The organism is Chryseobacterium sp. PTM-20240506 (genome assembly GCF_048296755.1).
Lineage (GTDB): Bacteria > Bacteroidota > Bacteroidia > Flavobacteriales > Weeksellaceae > Chryseobacterium > Chryseobacterium proteolyticum.
In genome coordinates this window covers 4,511,177-4,528,533 of sequence record NZ_CP182581.1, presented here as the reverse complement: position 1 = coordinate 4,528,533, position 17,357 = coordinate 4,511,177, and the positions used below count along the sequence as shown (strand labels likewise).

Sequence of the window (17,357 nt, the reverse complement as noted above, 5' to 3'; positions counted from 1 at the left end):
TAATTTTTTGATTAATTATTTTTCGGTACCAGCAAGACCTGATGGCCTGCTTTTACAGTTACTTTTAGCTGCCGCACCCTTTTTTGAAAATAACCGGACAACCCTTGTACAACACCCCTGCTTAAATCGGCAGCAACCTGCTGGCCAGCTGATTGGGTCATCATAATGTTGGCACCGGAAGTCTGGCTCATATTGGCAACAACATCGCTGACCGCATTTTGCTCCGGTGAATACGGAACATATAACCCCAATTGCCCATCATTATCATAGATATTGATTTCTACAGGATAGACGCTGCCCTTATATTGAATGGAGGATATTGTTAACTGAAGTCGCCCACCCTGAAATTTACCTGAAGCAATAAGCAAACTGCCCGGAGGAAGTTCTGTACGCCCTAGCTGCAACGCCTCGATCAGTCTTATGAATAGTGTACTTTCATTGACTATAGTCTTAGTCTCATAGATAATACCTTTTATCGCATTTTTAGACTGACCTGAAATTACCGTTTCATTTTGAACATTATAAAACCTATTTTGATTCAAACCTGCGACAAAAGCACTGTCTGACGTCTCTCTGTATAATGAGGAAACAATATTTGAATGTGCAGGTCTTATTGAAGTCAGTTTAACTTTCTTTTCAGTAGATTTGTTAAGCTCTTCTTTTGGTGCAGACTCTTCCTGTCTTGGAGTTGTCGGAAGGTATTTGGCTGCCATCTGATACGATTTTTCCATCAGTTCTAACTGATCGTTCATTCCAAGACCTGCTGGAACAGCATTGTTCTGCATCGCTTCATTCTTTAACCTTGAAATTTCTTTCCTCAGATTATTGACTTCCCGATCATCCCGGCCATAGAACGAACTCAAAGTCTGCTGTGCATTACGATAACTGTTTATAGCATTCTGATCGGATTGCTGAAGAGTACTCGTATTAGATGTTAAAGCAGAAGTATTACTATTCGAATTTAAAGTACCCTGGTCATTCCAACAGTCCGATAAAGTGGTTATCGTATTTCTTTTCGCCTCATTTTTTTGCTCCAACAGCTGTTGCTCATAAGCCTTTTGCTTATCCGACTGCAACTGTCCATCCTTTGCCTGTGGAATAGCAGCATTAAAACCTGCTTCTTCTACTAAAGTATTATAGGATTTTGGTTTAAAAATAAGGTAAAAGCAAGTTGCACAAACGGCAGCCATCAGGAAATAAATAACCGGCTTCTTCACTCTCTCCCATTGGGCTTTCGGATGATTACCCAAGTCATTGGAATTTTGAGGAAGATCATTTTCTGTGATTTTAATTTTCTCTGGATCTTTCATGCTCTATTCTTTTGCTGGTGAGTTTACTGTATCATTATGTCCTGAACTTCTTTCTATAGTCTTCTTAGAAATTCCGTCAATGTGATGGATCGACATGGTATCACTTCTTTGGCTTGTAGAAATAAAGACGCTGATAATAACAAGGACTGTTAGCAGAGCATACCCACCAAAGAAAATTTTGGTTAGCAATCTTTGCTTCGCTATGGGGAGAACCTTCCAATGATTCTCCACCTCTAAAACATAATGTTCGATTGTATCTTTTAATTTTTTCATTGCGGGCATATTAGCGTTCAACAGTTTCTACATCTTTGTTTTCAATTACATTGAATTTTTCAATAGTAAATCCCTGGGGATTACTGTCAGACCTGACAGAATTAACCAATGAACAGTTCGTAATTAGATTTCGAATGGTAAGATTACTGGATCGGATAATGAACTGCCTACCATAAGTTTTTACATCATAAGGATAGCTGTCGAAGTTCGCAACAACACTGTCCACTTCAATTCTTTGCTGGATATTACCGGAAATGATTCTGTTGTAATATCCTTTTTCCTGGAGGTCCTTATAGTAGTTAAATGCGGATTGGTCAGCCAGATTGAAGGCCCTCTTGACATTACTTTCAATGGCATTCTTGTCAGGCGCTATCGTGAAAAACAATTCGTGAAATCTTCTCACATGCTCCCTAGCTTCAACCGGCCTATTGAGCGACATATCCTGTGAAAGCGCTACCATCAGGGATTTACCATTATCCAGCACATAAATCTTCTGACGCTGCTCTTCGGCAAACTGGTAAGATTTAAATACCACTACGCCCACAACACCAAAACATAACACCACAAAAACAAACGTAAATAATCGGATCTGCTTGAAACTGCTCTCAATATTTCTTAAAGTTTTAAATTCCATAGAACTGTATTTTTTATTTTAATAATCTTCCCGAAATATTACCTGTTGCAGAACCTACTGCAGCGCCCGCAACATTACCCGACTTTGTAGCGGTCTGGTTCACATTACGCATGAAATTGCCTGCTCCTCCTGCTTGAATGATCCAGCCCGTAACAGTTGGTACTGTAAAATAACCTATTATACCGATTACCATATAGATAATGTACACGGTATTGGAAGTATCAGGAATAAAAGTGGGGTCTGCGAGCATCTCAATATCACGTTCTAAAATTAAAGCCTGTATCTTGGCCAGAATAGCACTGAATATGTCAGCAACCGGTAGCCATAAATAAACACTGACATACCTTGTCAGCCACTGGGTTAATGTGGTCTGAAAACCATCCCAGACGGAAATCGCAAATGCGATTGGTCCGAGGATTGAAAGAACGATCAGAAAGAAGGTCCTGATGGTATCAATGACCAATGCTGCTGACTGAAAAAGGATTTCAAGAAATTCACGGAAACCATCTCTGATATCTTTCTTGATCGCAAACATCTCCCTCTCAATATACATTCCCGACATCGTGACCAAATCAGATGGCGACCAGCCAAGTTCTTCCAGCTTTTTGTCAAACTCTTCATTAGAAATCAGATAAGCCATCTCTGGATTTCTGAGCATGGCTTCCCGCTCTAAAAGATCTTTTTTCTGCTGTAGTTCATTCATATCCAATACCTGGTTTTCCAGCATGGAATGACTTCCCTGAACAATTGGACTCATAACGCCATTTAATCCTCCTAAAACCAATGTTGAGAAAAACATAATGCAGATGCCAATGGCAAAAGGTCTCAGCATAGGAAACAAATCAATGGGTTCCGCACGGCTCAACGACTGCCAAACTTTCAATGCCACATAGAATAAAGCACCCAATCCTGCGACTCCTTTTGCCACAGCAGCCATATCCGCGCACATAGGCATCATTTCTTCGTAAACGGAACGCAATACTTCGTGTAAGTTGCTCGGTTCCATTTTACCAGTATTTTTGATTGGAGGTTCCGTAGAGATCTAACACCCTTTGGGTATTATTCTGTTTTTTTGCTCTCAGATAGCTTACCGAAATATTCTTATTAGTGTAGTAGCGTACCAGATTATGATAAGCTTTCACCTCTTTGTAAACCCGGTCGATAACATCCATTCTTTCCTTATCGTTAAGCGATAGGCCATTTGAAGTAATAATTTCTTTCAGTTCTTTTAGTAGTTCCGTACTTTCCGTAAGAAGAGCAGAATAACCATTGGCAATAGATGCTAATTCCTGCGCATTAAAATTGGGGTCATTCAGCATTTTACTGAAATTATTGACATACATTTCAGAAACGTCACCCACTAAAAGAATCGTCTGCTGGACCTTTCTGGCATCTTTTACCAGATTGTTGACGGCTTTGAGTTTATCGTAATACTCTTTACCCTGCTCGTACACCTTTTTAACCTCATTGAAGTTCTTAACAACATTGGATACCGTCGATGAAGTCTGTACAATTTCGTTGGCAGAGTTCAAAATACCTGATGCCAGATTAGCAGGGTCAGTTACTACAAATTGTGCTTTCGCAAATGTTACGGCAGCAAAGAGTGCCACCATCAAGGTTTTAATGATTAAATGTTTCATTGTTGTAAAATTTTAATTGATTTAGTTGTCCTTCGTATTCGATTTGATTCTCTTGAGAGAAATCCTCTTGATGGCACGTTCTACATTACCGTCAAGTTCCGATGCAAGATTCATCACTTCCAACTTTTCTGTTTCTTCCGTGGTATAGGCCAGGTATTCCTCAGTGGATACTTCGGTGGCATAGACTGCGGAGTGCGTTCCACCTAACCCAATCCATACTTCCTTATACAATCTTCGTGGATCATTGTTCATATTGATAGAAAGTACCTGAGCTTTTTCTTTATCAGTCAATCCCAGCATAGCCTGAATGTCATCGAACTTGTTCATATACTTACGCTGATCGAGAAGGATTTTACAGTCCGAATTGTTGATTATACTTTCCTTTACAATCGGTGATTGTACAATATCATCAACCTCCTGAGTTACTACAATGGCTTCCCCAAAGAATTTTCTTACCGTCTTAAAAAGATATTTGATATACTCAGCCATCCCCTCTTTCGCAATGGCTTTCCAGGCTTCTTCGATGAGGATCAGTTTTCTGATTCCTTTAAGTCTTCGCATCTTATTGATGAAAACTTCCATAATGATAATGGTTACAATAGGAAATAGAATTTTATGATCTTTAATAGCATCGATTTCAAAGACAATGAAACGTTTGGATAACAAGTCCAGCTGCTTTTCCGAATTGAGCAAATAGTCATACTCCCCTCCTCTGTAGTAAGGCTCCAACACATTGAGAAAGTTGGCTATGTCAAAATCCTTTTCTCTGACTTTCTTTCGCTCCAATACTTGCTGATAATCCTCTTTGACAAAGTCATAAAATCCATTGAAAGACGGATGCTCGTCATTTGATTTTATCTTTTCAATATATCCGCTGACTGCATTGGACAATGCTACTTCTTCTGAGCGGGTCGGTGGTTCATCATCTCTTTTCCAAAGCGTTAAAATCAAGGTTTTGATACTTTCTCTTTTTTCTATATCAAAGACGCCGTCATCGGTATAGAATGGATTGAAAGCAATGGGATTATCCTCTGTATAGGTAAAATAAACCCCATCCTCACCTTTGGTTTTTCCTTTAATCAATTCACATAATCCCTGGTAGGAATTTCCCGTATCAACTAGAAGGACATGGGCGCCCTGCTCGTAATACTGCCTTACCATGTGATTGGTGAAGAAAGACTTACCACTTCCTGAAGGTCCGAGGATAAACTTGTTTCTATTGGTAATAATCCCCTGCTTCATCGGCAGATCTGAAATATCCAAGTGAATAGGTTTCCCAGTCAGACGATCAGCCATCTTAATTCCAAAAGGGGATGGAGAATCCTGATAGTTTGTTTCTTCGGTGAAAAAACATAATGCCGGCTCTATGAAAGTATAGAAGCTTTCTTCACTTGGAAAATCACCAGCATTGCCAGGAATTCCTGCCCAATATAAGGTCGCTGTATCGGTTGTGTTGTGGCGGGGTTTGCATTCCATAAGTGCTAATGCACTTCCTGTATCATTCTTTAACTGCTTTAATTCGTGAAGATTATCAGACCATGACATCACATTGAAATGGGCACGGACAGACTGCAGACCATAAGAATGAGCTTCATTCAGATACTTTTCAATCCACTCTTTATTGATCTGATTAGCTCTGCTGTATCTTGCGAGTGAATGCATATTCCTCGCTGATTTTTCAAACTGCCGAAGATTTTCATCACTGTTGTCAATAAACAAATACTGGTTGTAAATGTGATTGCAGCTAAGCAAAAGTCCCACGGGGGAAGCAAATGACAGCTGGCAATCACTGCGGTCTGTGCTTAACTTTTCATAACGACTGTGCGAGGATACTGTTCCAGGCAAATCCTCGGTGTCAGACAACGTATGCATACTGATACGGTTGTTACCAATCCGCATTTCTTCAGATCCCAACTTAATGTCCTGCAATGACGGATTGGCCTCACGGGATAATGTGAGATACTGTTCCAATAAACCTGAGCTTTTTGAAGTTCCTGATATCTCATCTTCATTCATCCTTTCGAGATGAATGTAGCCACTGTCATTCATTATCCGCTCCAGCTGGTCCACAGCTTCTAGAAATCGATGGATGACTTCTTTGTCCTTAATCTCTTTTGGAATCAGCTTACCTTTGCACAGAGATGAAAAGTTACTCTGCATACGCATTCTCTCCTTACTGGTTTTCGTGATGAACAGGTAGCAGTAATGATTTAAAAACGGTCTCTCATTAAAATGCCTTTCAAATGATTTTGACAGAAAACTCTGGTCTTCTTTCGATAAGTCAGGATTGTAGTTCTCTTTGATAAACCAATCCTGTTTATGTATTACCGTATAGTCAGGAAGCGTTTTAATAGCTTTGAACCATGCGGACTGCATCGCTTCATACTCAGCGGAAGCAACGGTAAACAGTTCCGGAAGTTTTACTTTAAAGCAAACCGTAACATCAGCGTCCTTTGATATGATACAGCCATTTTCAATCGCCAGCAATGGAAATTTACTTTCCAAAGTTGCTGCTTTGGAAGAATTTCTCATACACCTTCTTTTTTAGAGTTAGCTTTCAGATACCGGTAAATACTCTTACGGCTAATGATGTACTTAGGATGCCTTCTGCGAGCACCTAATTTCATTAAGCCATGTTCTCCGTATTTTCCGTTCAGCGCAAAAGTCTGCCAGATGAGAAGTCCACTAATGAATCCCCCCAGAATGAGACAGAGATAAGTATTGACACCAATCATATACATAATCATGACAGAGATCAATACTCCCAGCAAACCACCTGCGAAAATAAAAAGGTACTGTGCTTTAAGACCTTTAAATTCTACCGTCCTCCCTATTCCTTTATTGATATGATAAGTATTCATAATCATCATTTTAAAGGAAGAATGAGCGAAGAATTGTCGCTGCAACAATTAAGAAGATACATGCTCCAAACCAGCTTGCAGCGGTCTTACTGGTGTCTGGATCACCACTGCTGAACTTGTTGTAAACTTTAACTCCTCCAATCAATCCTACTACTGCACCTATGGCGTAAATTAATTGGGTAGCGGGTTCAAAATAGGAAGTGACCATTTGTGTTGCCTCATTGATTCCGGCACTTCCATTACCTTGTGAAAAAGCATGCGGAGCAATCAAGATTGCCAGTAATGCATACATCAGTTTTTTTCTCTGTTTTTCCATTTTGTAAATATTTTTTTCTTAATGAGAACTGCTCCCTGCAGTACTCAGAAGCAAATGTGCTTTGGAAAAACAGGTTTGGGGAAAAGTGTCTGTGAGAGGAACTGCTTGGCTTCTATGTGTAACTCATTTAGCGTTTTTGCATAAAAAACGTCAAACCTTCTAGCTTGACGTTCATTTATCTGAAAATGACTTTTATATTTTTCTTCTTGTAGATTTATTTTTAGGCAGCTTTTCTTTGTAATCTCCAGTAATTTTTTCAGACCTTAAATTATTTTTAATCATATCGGCAAAAAAAGTTTTTTCCCATGGTATTTCTCTTCCTTCAAACTGCATTCTAACCCCCCTTTTTGATAGCCCTTGCCTCAATTCAAATCCGTGATGTCTGTTCCATCCAATCCGGTCAAGCTCACTTTCTATGGGAAATTGTACAGCGATTAAATCTTTGGGGAATTCTTTGACTATACTAAAGTCGATATCGTGAAATTCATGTGTCTTAGGATTGTAAGGTATAGTATAGCTGTTTTGATCTCGATCATGGTAGTTTTGTATCTCAGAAAACACTATTCCCCGAGATAGAAAATCATCTTTGGGTCTGAGCATATCCATGCGGATATCTACAAAAAATATATGTCCTGCAATCACTATGGTTGGAAGCTGTCCTTTGTTGACACGTAAATCATAAGCGTCCTCATTGATATTTTTCTCAGATGAATCCATACTGTTATAAGTTTTGACTGTTCATTTCTTTTATTCCCTCTTGGAAAAACATTGGAGAGTTTATATAAACTCCCCAATATCGAAACCATCTACAGAATTATGGCGCTTAGAAGAAATGGTCTGGTCATCATTCGAAATGCTCTCTCTCAACAAAATGGCAATTCTTTTTGAAGCATCTCCTAATGAATTCTCTAAAAGTTCAAAAAGCTCGGTTCCCTGAATTCTTTGAATTATATCTACTGCTTGTTGTTCTAAATCAGCCTCCAGTATGTCCTGCTGAAGCAGCTGATCCACAGTACTCAATTCCTGAAAGGTAACCCCTGTAGCAAACCCGCTTTCAATACTAGAGGCCTGAAACTTCCAATCTTCTTCCTGCTCCTCCCAGTCCTCATTTTTGACTAAAATATCTTCAAGATTTTTAGACTCACCGACTCTCTCTACTTCCTTGTCTATGGTTTCTGATTCAAAATTATCTTTTGTCAGTACATTCGATTCATATTGACCTTTTATGACAGTGGTTGGCAGTGTCTGTCTCGCCACTTGCTTCGTTTCTCCCAAAATAGATGACAGATTGCTCTTCCTATCATCGATATCTTTTTCTCTGAAATTGATTGAAAACTTTCGATCTAAAAGAAGAAGAAGCAGGATTATGATTAATAAGAAAACTATAATGAGTGGTTCCATATAATTAAGAATTAAAAGATTGGACGATATTTGTTATTAAAATCATCAGTGATTTCCTTTTCAAACATTTCAAAATGATGCGCCAGGATATTGTCCAGATAAGCATATAATGGAATCTGGTCGTCAGCGATGATTTGAATAATACGAGAGAGACGTTCATGGTACTCGGGACGAATATAAATACTTTTGTCTCCACGTTTTGTCATTGTATGGTGCGTTAGAAACTTTGTCACATAAGTTACATCTGAAGATCTATGATGCTTCGGCTTATTTTTTGTCATCCCTTTTTCTTTTGAGGGGTCAAAATTCTGTTGAGGGAATTCCTTCTGTACATCTCCTGCCATAATAGACATCAGGTACTGTTCATCAATACTGTTGTCCTGGTTACTATTTCTTTCTTTTTCCATACTGCTATAATTTGACGATTCTCAAAAATTCTTCAATAAACCTATCCAGCCTGCACTGAGCTATCAACTTAGTATCCGCCGGCATTAGCGTCGATCGGAATACAGTTTTTGTAATGAATTCTCCTTCTTTTCTAAATCGTTTGCTGTCTGTAATTGTCGTTTCCATAAGTTGTAGTCCCAGATCAGAAATAACTTTACTGTAGTTTTTGTACAACAATGTCCTTTCTCTTCCATCCACCTGATTCCAAAACAGATTGATACTTCTTATCCCTGTTTGATTTTCCTTCATCAAAACATTAGTCAGAACATCCGTAAAACTTAATGTACTCTCCAGTACAACCCGATCTGCTGTTATGGGAGAAAAAATGTAATGGACATTCGTCAATGTTTTTAAAATCCCTGCCGTATTAACTGTTCCAGGTAAATCTAAAAAGATGATATCTGGTGCTATCTCGGATCTATTTAAATAAGCTTCCATTTCTTCTAAAACCTGATCAGTTCTACTCTGAAAAATAGGATAAGCTTTTTTATTGATTCTCATAAACTGTTTGTGAGCCAACGTTTTTAAAGTTTCATTCTGCATTACTATTTTCAAATCCCTATCTCTCATCTGAAGCAGACTGTATTGGGGAAAATCACAGTCAAAGACCGCAACCTGATAGCCCATACGGTAATGGAGAATACTTGCGATAAGTACTGTAAATGTGCTTTTTCCTACTCCTCCTTTTTGAGTTGAAAATGCAATAATTGTAGGTTCTTTTTTTGTTTTCATTTTGCTTGAATTTTAGTTAAACATAATTGGGAAGAATGACCGATTGGAGTCCTCTAAGCCGTAGATACTTCATGCTCCCCTCACCGCTTTCAGTAATGCTGGAGGAGGTTCCTGTTATCAGTACTGACTTCTATCTATACGTACTGAATACTCTCCATCCTGAAGCCCTGAAAATTTGAATTCCTGACTCCTATTTCTCAAACAGGATATCCTGACGGCTGTAATTCAGGAAGGCGGGAAGGCTGGATTTCCAGAACTCGAGAACTCTGTCAAGCCTGCAGCTAGGAGCCCATGCTCTCGATATGATGCAAATGAATGCTATTTCTATGTTGGAGATTTTCTCGTGGTAATTTTTGGCTCTTAGTGTCCTATATTGGCTTTCTCTATTATACTGTCTGCACAAGTCATTGTGGTTTACTTTGCTGAAATGAGACTAAGGAGTCTGTGGAAATTGAACTTTTTTAATAGGACGCAAAATCTATTCTATTTGCTAACTTATTGCTAACTGAAATTTCCTTTCACCCGAAAGGGGCAAGTTGTGTTTTAAGCATCTTGAAATAATTTCAGATGCTTAAAACAACTTGCCCTTGCAGGGGGCAGAAACATCCTCCGAAGTCGGTGTTTTAAAAATTAAATGGAATATTATGGAAGACAGTAACAAAAAACAGAAAAAAACGGGACGACATCCTAAAACCGACCCGGCAAAGATCCGGTATTCAATCTCCTTCAATGAAGTAGAACATGCCCGTTTTTTAAGTCTCTTTGAGCAATCCGGCATGAAAATTAAAGCCCACTTTATCACTTCATGCATTTTTGAAAATAAGATTAAAACAATAAAAATTGACAAAGGAACCATAGACTTTTATATGCGTCTAACGTCTTTTCACAGTCAATTTCGAGCGGTAGGAGTCAATTATAATCAGATTGTCAAGATGTTGTACAGTACTTTTTCTGAAAAAAAAGCAGCCGGACTTTTATATAAACTTGAAAAAAACACGCTTGAAATGGTGAACATATTCAAAAAAGTAATAGAGATCACCGAGGAATTTAATCGGAATTATGTAAAAAATACAGACTAATATGATCGCTAAAATCGGACGTAGCAACAATCTTTTTGGCGTATTATCCTATAACAATTTAAAAATACAACAGGAAAAAGGTGAAATCCTGATGACTCATAACATGATAGAAACGCCCGACGGAAAATATTCTGTCAGTCAATTGACAAAGTCTTTTGAGCCTAATTTATTAGTCAATCAAAATACTGAAAAACATACGCTACATATCTCTCTTAATCCTGACCCGAAGGACCAAGTTTCAGATGAACAGTTTAGGCAGATCGCACAAATATACATGGCTGAAATGGGTTATGGAAATCAGCCTTTCGTCGTTTTTAAGCATACGGATATAGACCGCACCCATATTCATATCGTTTCAGTTTGTGTAGATAAAAATGGAAAAAAGATTTCTGACAAGTTTGAGAAAATTCGATCTATGAAAGCTTGCAGGGAACTGGAGAAAAAATTTGGTTTGGCAGATGCATCAAAAAAGGAAAGTATAAAAAATGAAATGATTTATAAGCCTGTTAATTATGGGGCAGGAAATATAAAAAGTCAGATCGCATCAGTGGTACGACAACTACCGGTACATTACCAATTCCAATCCTTAGGAGAGTATAACGCTCTTCTATCTCTTTTTAACATCACAGCGGAAAAGGTCGAAGGAGAATTACATGGTAAGTTCAAACAAGGGCTGCTTTATTTTCCTTTAGACAAGGATGGTAAAAAAGCTGGAAACCCCTTTAAATCTTCTTTATTTGGAAAAAATACAGGACTGCCAGCTTTGGAAAGACGGTTTGACATATGCAAAACAGAAATGAAGACTGATATTAAAACTACATTGAAATCTAAAATTACAGCGGTTTTGCAAGCATCAAAAAATATTGAAAGTTTTAAAAATGGTCTTGCAGAAAAAGGAATTGACACCGTGATTCGTAGAAATGACCAAAGAAGAATCTATGGAATTACTTTTATAGATCATATTTCCAGCACAGTCTGCAATGGATCACGATTAGGAAAAGAATACTCAGCCAATGCTTTTAACGATTACTGGAACAAACTGCCACCCGAAACAGCTGTTAATAATAAACAAATTCCGGCTAATGATCCCCTCCAAGAATACAACAATCAAACTTTTGATGTACACCCGATGTTTGATTTCTCTGACAGCAATGCTTCTGAAATAATAGAAGTATTCGGAGGACTTTTACCTGAGGTACAAAATGTGGAATACCATGAAATTGAAATCGAACCTCAATTGAGAAAAAAGAGGAAACAAAAAAGAAACAAGTAAGCACTTATTCGGCCATCCGATTATTTTAAAAGCCAATTTTCCCCGCTACAATCTCATCCCGTTTACTTTTCCACTGCACTAAAAAATATAAAAATGCAGGGAGAGGACGATTTAAGGGGGCTTGCCAAAATTATGGCGTTTATGAGAGCGACAAGTATCATTATCACACTGATGAATATGTATTGGTTTTGTTACAGCTTTTTTGATGAACGGGGTTGGACATTGATAATTATTAATAAAATACTGTACAATTTCAATCGAACAGCTGGTTTTTTTTCACATCCGTTAAATTCAAAGCTTTTTTCTTTTGTACTGCTTGCTCTGAGCTGTCTTGGGACCAAAGGGGTTAAAAATGAGAAAATAACATGGTTTAAAATATCTATAGTACTAACCATTGGAATTCTTTTATATTTCTTTTCAGTATTGTTGTTAAGGCTATCATTATCCATTGCTGTACCTCTATATATTTTCCTAACAGCCTGCGGATATATTCTTTTGATGATGGCCGGTGTCTGGATGAGCCGTCTTTTAAAAAACAATTTGATGCATGATGTATTCAATAATGAAAATGAAAGTTTCCAGCAAGAAACAAAACTTCTTCAAAATGAATACTCAATCAACCTGCCTACCAGATTTTATTATAGAGGAAAGTGGAACAGTGGCTGGATCAATGTTGTTAACCCGTTTCGTGCAACGATTGTATTGGGCACGCCAGGTTCAGGAAAGTCATTTGCCGTTGTCAACAATTATATCAAGCAGCATATTGAAAAAGGCTTCGCTATGTATATTTACGATTTTAAATTCGATGACCTTTCCACCATTGCTTACAATCATCTTTTATTGCATTCCGAAGTTTATAAAATAAAACCGAAATTCTATATCATCAATTTTGACGATCCTGGGAAAAGCCACCGGTGTAATCCGCTAAACCCAATTTTTATGACCGATATATCGGATGCCTATGAAGCAGCATACACCATTATGTTGAATCTCAATAGAACCTGGATACAGAAGCAGGGGGATTTTTTTGTTGAAAGTCCCATTATTTTGCTAGCTGCGATCATCTGGTTTTTAAAGATTTATGAGAATGGTAAGTATTGTACTTTCCCCCATGCCATAGAATTGCTGAATAAAAAATATGAGGATGTTTTTACGATTTTAACCTCATACCCTGAACTGGAGAACTATCTCTCCCCTTTTATGGATGCCTGGCAGGGAGGTGCACAGGATCAGTTACAAGGACAGATCGCTTCGGCAAAGATTCCATTGTCAAGAATGATCTCTCCCCAATTGTATTGGGTCATGACGGGTGATGATTTTTCCCTAGATATCAACAATCCTAAAGAACCTAAAATATTGTGTGTAGGAAATAATCCGGATCGTCAGAATATTTATTCCGCAGCTTTGGGTTTGTACAATTCAAGGATTGCTAAGCTCATCAATAAAAAAGGACAGCTAAAAAGTTCAGTAATCATTGACGAGCTGCCAACCATTTATTTTAGAGGGCTGGACAATTTAATTGCCACCGCAAGAAGTAATAAGGTTTCGGTATGTCTGGGTTTTCAGGATTTTTCCCAGTTGACCAGGGACTATGGAGATAAAGAAAGTAAGGTCATCCAGAATACAGTTGGTAATATTTTCAGTGGTCAGGTAGTTGGAGAAACCGCAAAAAGTTTATCAGAACGTTTTGGAAAGGTGTTGCAAAAAAGACAAAGTATTTCTATTAATAGGAATGATACTTCTACCTCCATTTCTACCCAATTGGACAGTTTGATTCCCGCATCAAAAATCTCAACCTTAACACAGGGATGTTTTGTCGGTGCAGTATCTGATAACTTTGATGAAAGAATCGAACAGAAAATTTTTCATTCGGAAATCGTTGTGGATACTGTTAAACTCTCTCGGGAAATGAAAAACTATCAGGAGATACCGATGATCCGATCTTTTATGGATAAAGACGGAAATGATTCGATGAGTAAACAAATTGAAGAAAATTACAAAGGAATTAAGGCAGATATTCTTGCCATTGTCAGAAGTGAGATGGGCAGAATAAAAAATGATCCCGACTTACAGCATTTAATTAAAAATGATGAATAGTGAAACCTCAAATCTTATGATATTTGAGGTTTTGATGTAATAATTACTCTGCATCACTGTTCATAAAATACTGATTGAGATTGTCACTCACCAGCTGAAGGAATTTGGTGGGTCCCTGTTTTCGGTTACGGATTTCAAATACAGTTTTATGAAAATTGCCAAGGTCGCAATCCAATGACTTTTCTACAAACTTTATGACTTCGCTTAACTCTATATTGCCTCCGTTAAAACAACGCATTTGATAAAGTGCATAAGTCAGTTCTATAAGGCCAACTTTTGACCCCGTCCAGTTAAGGGGAGAAAGGACTTTTCCTGTTGTGTTTTCGCTAAAACCCTCGATCTGTTTTTTTAAATATTGGTCAAATTGCCCATTGGAAATAAATCGGGCAATCAAATGGTCATGTGATGTGGTAAAACTTGGATCATAGTTATAAAAACCTGATGATAGTTTCATTTTCAGATCATAAGAGTTACGTACAAATATTTTATGGTCAAGATAAGTTGCTTCGCGTTTATAATAGCTGTAAAATTCAGAATGTTCCACATAAAAATTTCTTAGCTTCTCCTGTTCTGCTTCGTAATATTTTTTTAGTGTTTTATTTCCTGCGGCTGGCTTATGAGACTCAATATCCAGTACAGCAGAGTAATAAATAAATTTTGAGATAAACTGTGGCTTAAGTTTCTTAAAAAAAAGTACTTCTTCGGCAATATGATCAAAATGATGGTTGGAAACCAGAAGTTTCAACTTCCTTATGGAATCATCAATAATAAGTAAGGCCTTTTCTGAAATTTTAATCACATCATTTCCGTCATCGCAGACTTCGTTAATCTTTACATCGAGATCTTCCAATAATTGGGAAGTTCTTTTAAAAATTGTTTTTGTTACCATGTCCTTTTTTCAGGAATTTACAAAAAATCCATAATGCATGGCTTAATCAGCTAATACCCAGCTCCTTTTTCCGATTCTTTATATAATCTGTCGGCCGGATACCATTGATATCGAAAAATAAATTTGAAAAGTTCTGCCGTGCAGCGATACCGCATTCCTCTGCTAAAGCCTCAATGGTATAGTTTAAATATTTGCTGTTCGTGCTGAGTAAATTGGTAATATAATTGATCCGCAGTTCAGCCATGTATCTATTAAAATTCATCCCTTTTTGCTCATTAATGTAAACAGATAGATAATGGGAATTGGTTCCTAACTTTAAGGCGATACTTTTCTGTGTAATCCCCTTCTTTCTGAATTGTTCCTCATGCTCAAACCTTTTAAGCTTTTCTTTAATCTCATTGGTCATTTCCGGGGTTAGAGAAGTCTTTCTTAGCGGAAACTCTGTCTGCTCTTCCTGTAAAATATCATTGATGTTATACGTTCCTTCTGCCATCCTATTCTGAAGAAGATTATACTGTTTTTTAATCTTTTGATCTTTTCTGTGTCGGACCACCATAAAACCAAGGAGTACGCTGCCTGATACAATTAAGATCTGAGCAATTACAATTTTTTTATTGCTCGACTTCTCTATTTCCTCTTTTGCGTCAATTAATGTCTTTCGGTCAAAGTCCCTATGAAGTTTTGAAGATAGATAAGGAAAATCTTTGCTGATTAAACTGTCTGCTTTTAATAGCTGATTGGTATAATAAAGCTGTTTGTTGACATCCTTATTTTTGTAGTTATCTATCAGGTAATGATAACTTTTATAGACCTCAGGAAGTATAAAATCATGTTTAGTAAAAATAGAGTCTATTTTTTCATAGCATCCGACCGCACGATCAATATCATTTTGAACTTCATAGGTTTTTCCCAAATAATAGTATACGACGGAAGCCCAGGCAAAATCGTTTCTTTTCAGAATAGTAGGTAAGGATTCTTGTAATTGGTTCCTTGCGCCATTGTAGTCTTTTTTGTGATACCTGGAAATTCCGATGCATTTGAGAAAATAGCTTTTTTCCAATGCAAAATCGCTGTTATCGACGGTTAACCGATAACCCAACATACTTAAACTGTCGCTTTTATCAAAGTTATTCAGATATCTGTTGAGTACGGTTAATTGATGTAAGCAGTTGAGGTATGCTTTTTCATAATTAAACTTTTCATTTTCATGATGGCTTTCATCCAACTTTGACCTGTAAAATGAAGTACATTCAAGAAAATGATTCATGGCTTCATCGTAATAGCCTAAATGGCCTTTTACAATTCCTAAATGATAAAGAACTTTGTAGCAGTGGTATTGATCTTTCGAACCCTTCAAATATGAATAGGCTTTCAGATATTCATTTAAGGCCAGCTTATACTTTTTCTGATAAAAATAGTAGATAATCCCCTTGCTTAGATACTCTTTACTTATATCATCTTGAGTTCCATGCTGCAAGCTAACGGCTAACGCACTGTCAGCATACTTCATTTTGTTTTTGTAGTCGAATTGTCTTCCGTCTCTATACCCTTGAATCAGCTTTGAAAAGTTATTTTCATTTTTTGCTTTTTGAATATAGAGTTTTACATAGGGCATTGCATTAATGTCATCTATGGTCATTTTTTCATAAGGTTTTCTGATTTCACTGTACGTTCTTTCCTCTTTCTTTTGTGAGAATAAAAAATGTGAAAATGCAGAAAATAAGACGAGAAAGTAATAAAACTTTTTCATAGACTGATATTTAGAACCTCACCATCTCAAAAATAATCATTTATGTTTTAAATAAATCAAAATTAGAGGAATTGGACACCCACAAGAACAAATCAATCACAAATTACTAATAACCAGTAACTTATATTAAAATTAAAGATGTGTTAATTTTAAAATTGATACGTATCAATTTTAAAATAGAGCCGCAGATCAGTTTTTTTTACCTCTTAAGCCGGATAATTTTGATATCAGAATTCTAATATAAACCGGCCGGGATAACCAAATTAAAATTATTACAATGAAAAAGTTTATCCCATTTTTTACTATAGTGATCGGAGTAGTTTCTCTGCAAAACTGCACCCATCGAGATGATGATATAATATCAAATAATGGAAAGATTGAAAAACCAGAACCTACAATAAACGATATGGCAATGAAACAGGATTCTGCAAAATCCATAGAGGCTATTAAAGATCCTGAAACAAAAGATCCTCCTGTGAGGGACGGTGATAATTGGCGGCTTACCCAAGATTAAAAACTACAAATAAAATTGATGATTCCTCATACCTCCATATCAGTTGTTACAGGGTTACCATGTCCAAAGAGTGGCATCTGGGAAAGTATGGGGAATTTCAAGACTACAGTACCCCTTTTCAAAGGTGAACCGATGCCCGAA

18 protein-coding genes are annotated in these 17,357 nt (G+C 37.2%); 4 read left to right on the top strand and 14 right to left on the bottom strand.

Annotated features, from left to right (window positions below; genetic code table 11):
- Window positions 1–11 precede the first annotated feature (11 nt).
- From traM to ACNFU2_RS20290, 12 genes are all read right to left on the bottom strand, one after another.
- Entirely contained in the window at window positions 12–1,310 is a 1,299-nt protein-coding gene (gene traM, locus ACNFU2_RS20345) for a conjugative transposon protein TraM (protein ID WP_418122949.1), read from the bottom strand.
- A 3-nt stretch (window positions 1,311–1,313) separates the two neighbouring features.
- Window positions 1,314–1,592, bottom strand: a complete 279-nt coding sequence (locus ACNFU2_RS20340) for a hypothetical protein (RefSeq protein ID WP_418122947.1) — start codon at window positions 1,590–1,592, stop codon at window positions 1,314–1,316.
- A 1-nt stretch (window position 1,593) separates the two neighbouring features.
- On the bottom strand, window positions 1,594–2,217 hold the full coding sequence (traK, locus tag ACNFU2_RS20335; RefSeq protein ID WP_418122945.1) for a conjugative transposon protein TraK: 624 nt from the start codon (window positions 2,215–2,217) through the stop codon (window positions 1,594–1,596).
- A gap of 13 nt (window positions 2,218–2,230) precedes the next feature.
- Window positions 2,231–3,223 carry a conjugative transposon protein TraJ gene (traJ, locus tag ACNFU2_RS20330; protein ID WP_418122943.1) on the bottom strand — a complete coding sequence of 331 codons (993 nt, stop codon included), beginning with the start codon at window positions 3,221–3,223 and terminating at the stop codon, window positions 2,231–2,233.
- Between the two features lies 1 nt (window position 3,224).
- A complete protein-coding gene (locus ACNFU2_RS20325; protein ID WP_418124922.1) occupies window positions 3,225–3,830 on the bottom strand; it encodes a DUF4141 domain-containing protein in 606 nt (201 codons plus the stop codon).
- 48 nt (window positions 3,831–3,878) lie between these two features.
- On the bottom strand, window positions 3,879–6,389 hold the full coding sequence (locus tag ACNFU2_RS20320; RefSeq protein WP_418122941.1) for a TraG family conjugative transposon ATPase: 2,511 nt from the start codon (window positions 6,387–6,389) through the stop codon (window positions 3,879–3,881).
- A complete protein-coding gene (locus tag ACNFU2_RS20315) occupies window positions 6,386–6,718 on the bottom strand; it encodes a DUF4133 domain-containing protein (protein ID WP_418122939.1) in 333 nt (110 codons plus the stop codon). Before ACNFU2_RS20315 ends, ACNFU2_RS20320 begins: the two co-directional genes overlap by 4 nt.
- A gap of 10 nt (window positions 6,719–6,728) precedes the next feature.
- Entirely contained in the window at window positions 6,729–7,034 is a 306-nt protein-coding gene (locus ACNFU2_RS20310; protein WP_345989914.1) for a DUF4134 domain-containing protein, read from the bottom strand.
- Between the two features lie 192 nt (window positions 7,035–7,226).
- Window positions 7,227–7,751 (bottom strand): hypothetical protein, encoded by a 525-nt coding sequence (locus tag ACNFU2_RS20305; protein ID WP_418122937.1) that lies wholly within the window; start codon window positions 7,749–7,751, stop codon window positions 7,227–7,229.
- Window positions 7,752–7,811: 60 nt separating this feature from the next.
- Window positions 7,812–8,435 (bottom strand): hypothetical protein, encoded by a 624-nt coding sequence (locus ACNFU2_RS20300; protein WP_418122935.1) that lies wholly within the window; start codon window positions 8,433–8,435, stop codon window positions 7,812–7,814.
- 11 nt (window positions 8,436–8,446) lie between these two features.
- The gene (locus ACNFU2_RS20295) at window positions 8,447–8,842 is read right to left on the bottom strand and encodes a DUF3408 domain-containing protein (protein WP_345989919.1); all 396 of its coding nucleotides are present in this window, start codon (window positions 8,840–8,842) and stop codon (window positions 8,447–8,449) included.
- Between the two features lie 4 nt (window positions 8,843–8,846).
- Window positions 8,847–9,614: a ParA family protein gene (locus ACNFU2_RS20290; RefSeq protein WP_418122933.1), complete on the bottom strand. Its 768-nt coding sequence runs from the start codon at window positions 9,612–9,614 to the stop codon at window positions 8,847–8,849.
- Between the two features lie 644 nt (window positions 9,615–10,258).
- Here ACNFU2_RS20290 and mobA point away from each other — a divergent pair.
- From mobA to mobC, 3 genes are all read left to right on the top strand, one after another.
- Window positions 10,259–10,693, top strand: coding sequence for a conjugal transfer protein MobA (mobA, locus tag ACNFU2_RS20285; protein WP_418122931.1), 435 nt, complete (start codon window positions 10,259–10,261; stop codon window positions 10,691–10,693).
- Between the two features lies 1 nt (window position 10,694).
- Window positions 10,695–11,966 carry a conjugal transfer protein MobB gene (mobB, locus tag ACNFU2_RS20280; protein WP_418122929.1) on the top strand — a complete coding sequence of 424 codons (1,272 nt, stop codon included), beginning with the start codon at window positions 10,695–10,697 and terminating at the stop codon, window positions 11,964–11,966.
- Between the two features lie 93 nt (window positions 11,967–12,059).
- Window positions 12,060–14,063, top strand: coding sequence for a conjugal transfer protein MobC (mobC, locus tag ACNFU2_RS20275; protein ID WP_418122927.1), 2,004 nt, complete (start codon window positions 12,060–12,062; stop codon window positions 14,061–14,063).
- Between the two features lie 43 nt (window positions 14,064–14,106).
- Here the strand turns inward: mobC and ACNFU2_RS20270 are convergent, their stop codons facing one another.
- Both ACNFU2_RS20270 and ACNFU2_RS20265 read right to left on the bottom strand, forming a co-directional pair.
- Entirely contained in the window at window positions 14,107–14,952 is an 846-nt protein-coding gene (locus ACNFU2_RS20270) for an RteC domain-containing protein (RefSeq protein ID WP_345989926.1), read from the bottom strand.
- 46 nt (window positions 14,953–14,998) lie between these two features.
- Complete coding sequence (locus ACNFU2_RS20265) at window positions 14,999–16,702, bottom strand: helix-turn-helix domain-containing protein (RefSeq protein ID WP_418122925.1); 1,704 nt, start codon at window positions 16,700–16,702, stop codon at window positions 14,999–15,001.
- Window positions 16,703–16,979: 277 nt separating this feature from the next.
- Between ACNFU2_RS20265 and ACNFU2_RS20260 the strand changes: the two genes are divergently transcribed.
- Complete coding sequence (locus tag ACNFU2_RS20260) at window positions 16,980–17,216, top strand: hypothetical protein (RefSeq protein WP_418122923.1); 237 nt, start codon at window positions 16,980–16,982, stop codon at window positions 17,214–17,216.
- Window positions 17,217–17,357: the final 141 nt, after the last annotated feature.

Coding starts and splice junctions, on each gene's coding strand:
- mobC (WP_418122927.1), top strand. CDS start 12,060: ATGCAGGGAGAGGACGATTTAAGGGGGCTTGCCAAAATTATGGCGTTT.
- ACNFU2_RS20295 (WP_345989919.1), bottom strand. CDS start 8,842: ATGGAAAAAGAAAGAAATAGTAACCAGGACAACAGTATTGATGAACAG.
- ACNFU2_RS20305 (WP_418122937.1), bottom strand. CDS start 7,751: ATGGATTCATCTGAGAAAAATATCAATGAGGACGCTTATGATTTACGT.
- traJ (WP_418122943.1), bottom strand. CDS start 3,223: ATGGAACCGAGCAACTTACACGAAGTATTGCGTTCCGTTTACGAAGAA.
- mobA (WP_418122931.1), top strand. CDS start 10,259: ATGGAAGACAGTAACAAAAAACAGAAAAAAACGGGACGACATCCTAAA.
- ACNFU2_RS20290 (WP_418122933.1), bottom strand. CDS start 9,614: ATGAAAACAAAAAAAGAACCTACAATTATTGCATTTTCAACTCAAAAA.
- ACNFU2_RS20325 (WP_418124922.1), bottom strand. CDS start 3,830: ATGGTGGCACTCTTTGCTGCCGTAACATTTGCGAAAGCACAATTTGTA.
- ACNFU2_RS20310 (WP_345989914.1), bottom strand. CDS start 7,034: ATGGAAAAACAGAGAAAAAAACTGATGTATGCATTACTGGCAATCTTG.
- mobB (WP_418122929.1), top strand. CDS start 10,695: ATGATCGCTAAAATCGGACGTAGCAACAATCTTTTTGGCGTATTATCC.
- ACNFU2_RS20300 (WP_418122935.1), bottom strand. CDS start 8,435: ATGGAACCACTCATTATAGTTTTCTTATTAATCATAATCCTGCTTCTT.
- ACNFU2_RS20260 (WP_418122923.1), top strand. CDS start 16,980: ATGAAAAAGTTTATCCCATTTTTTACTATAGTGATCGGAGTAGTTTCT.
- traM (WP_418122949.1), bottom strand. CDS start 1,310: ATGAAAGATCCAGAGAAAATTAAAATCACAGAAAATGATCTTCCTCAA.
- ACNFU2_RS20265 (WP_418122925.1), bottom strand. CDS start 16,702: ATGAAAAAGTTTTATTACTTTCTCGTCTTATTTTCTGCATTTTCACAT.
- ACNFU2_RS20315 (WP_418122939.1), bottom strand. CDS start 6,718: ATGAATACTTATCATATCAATAAAGGAATAGGGAGGACGGTAGAATTT.
- traK (WP_418122945.1), bottom strand. CDS start 2,217: ATGGAATTTAAAACTTTAAGAAATATTGAGAGCAGTTTCAAGCAGATC.
- ACNFU2_RS20270 (WP_345989926.1), bottom strand. CDS start 14,952: ATGGTAACAAAAACAATTTTTAAAAGAACTTCCCAATTATTGGAAGAT.
- ACNFU2_RS20340 (WP_418122947.1), bottom strand. CDS start 1,592: ATGCCCGCAATGAAAAAATTAAAAGATACAATCGAACATTATGTTTTA.
- ACNFU2_RS20320 (WP_418122941.1), bottom strand. CDS start 6,389: ATGAGAAATTCTTCCAAAGCAGCAACTTTGGAAAGTAAATTTCCATTG.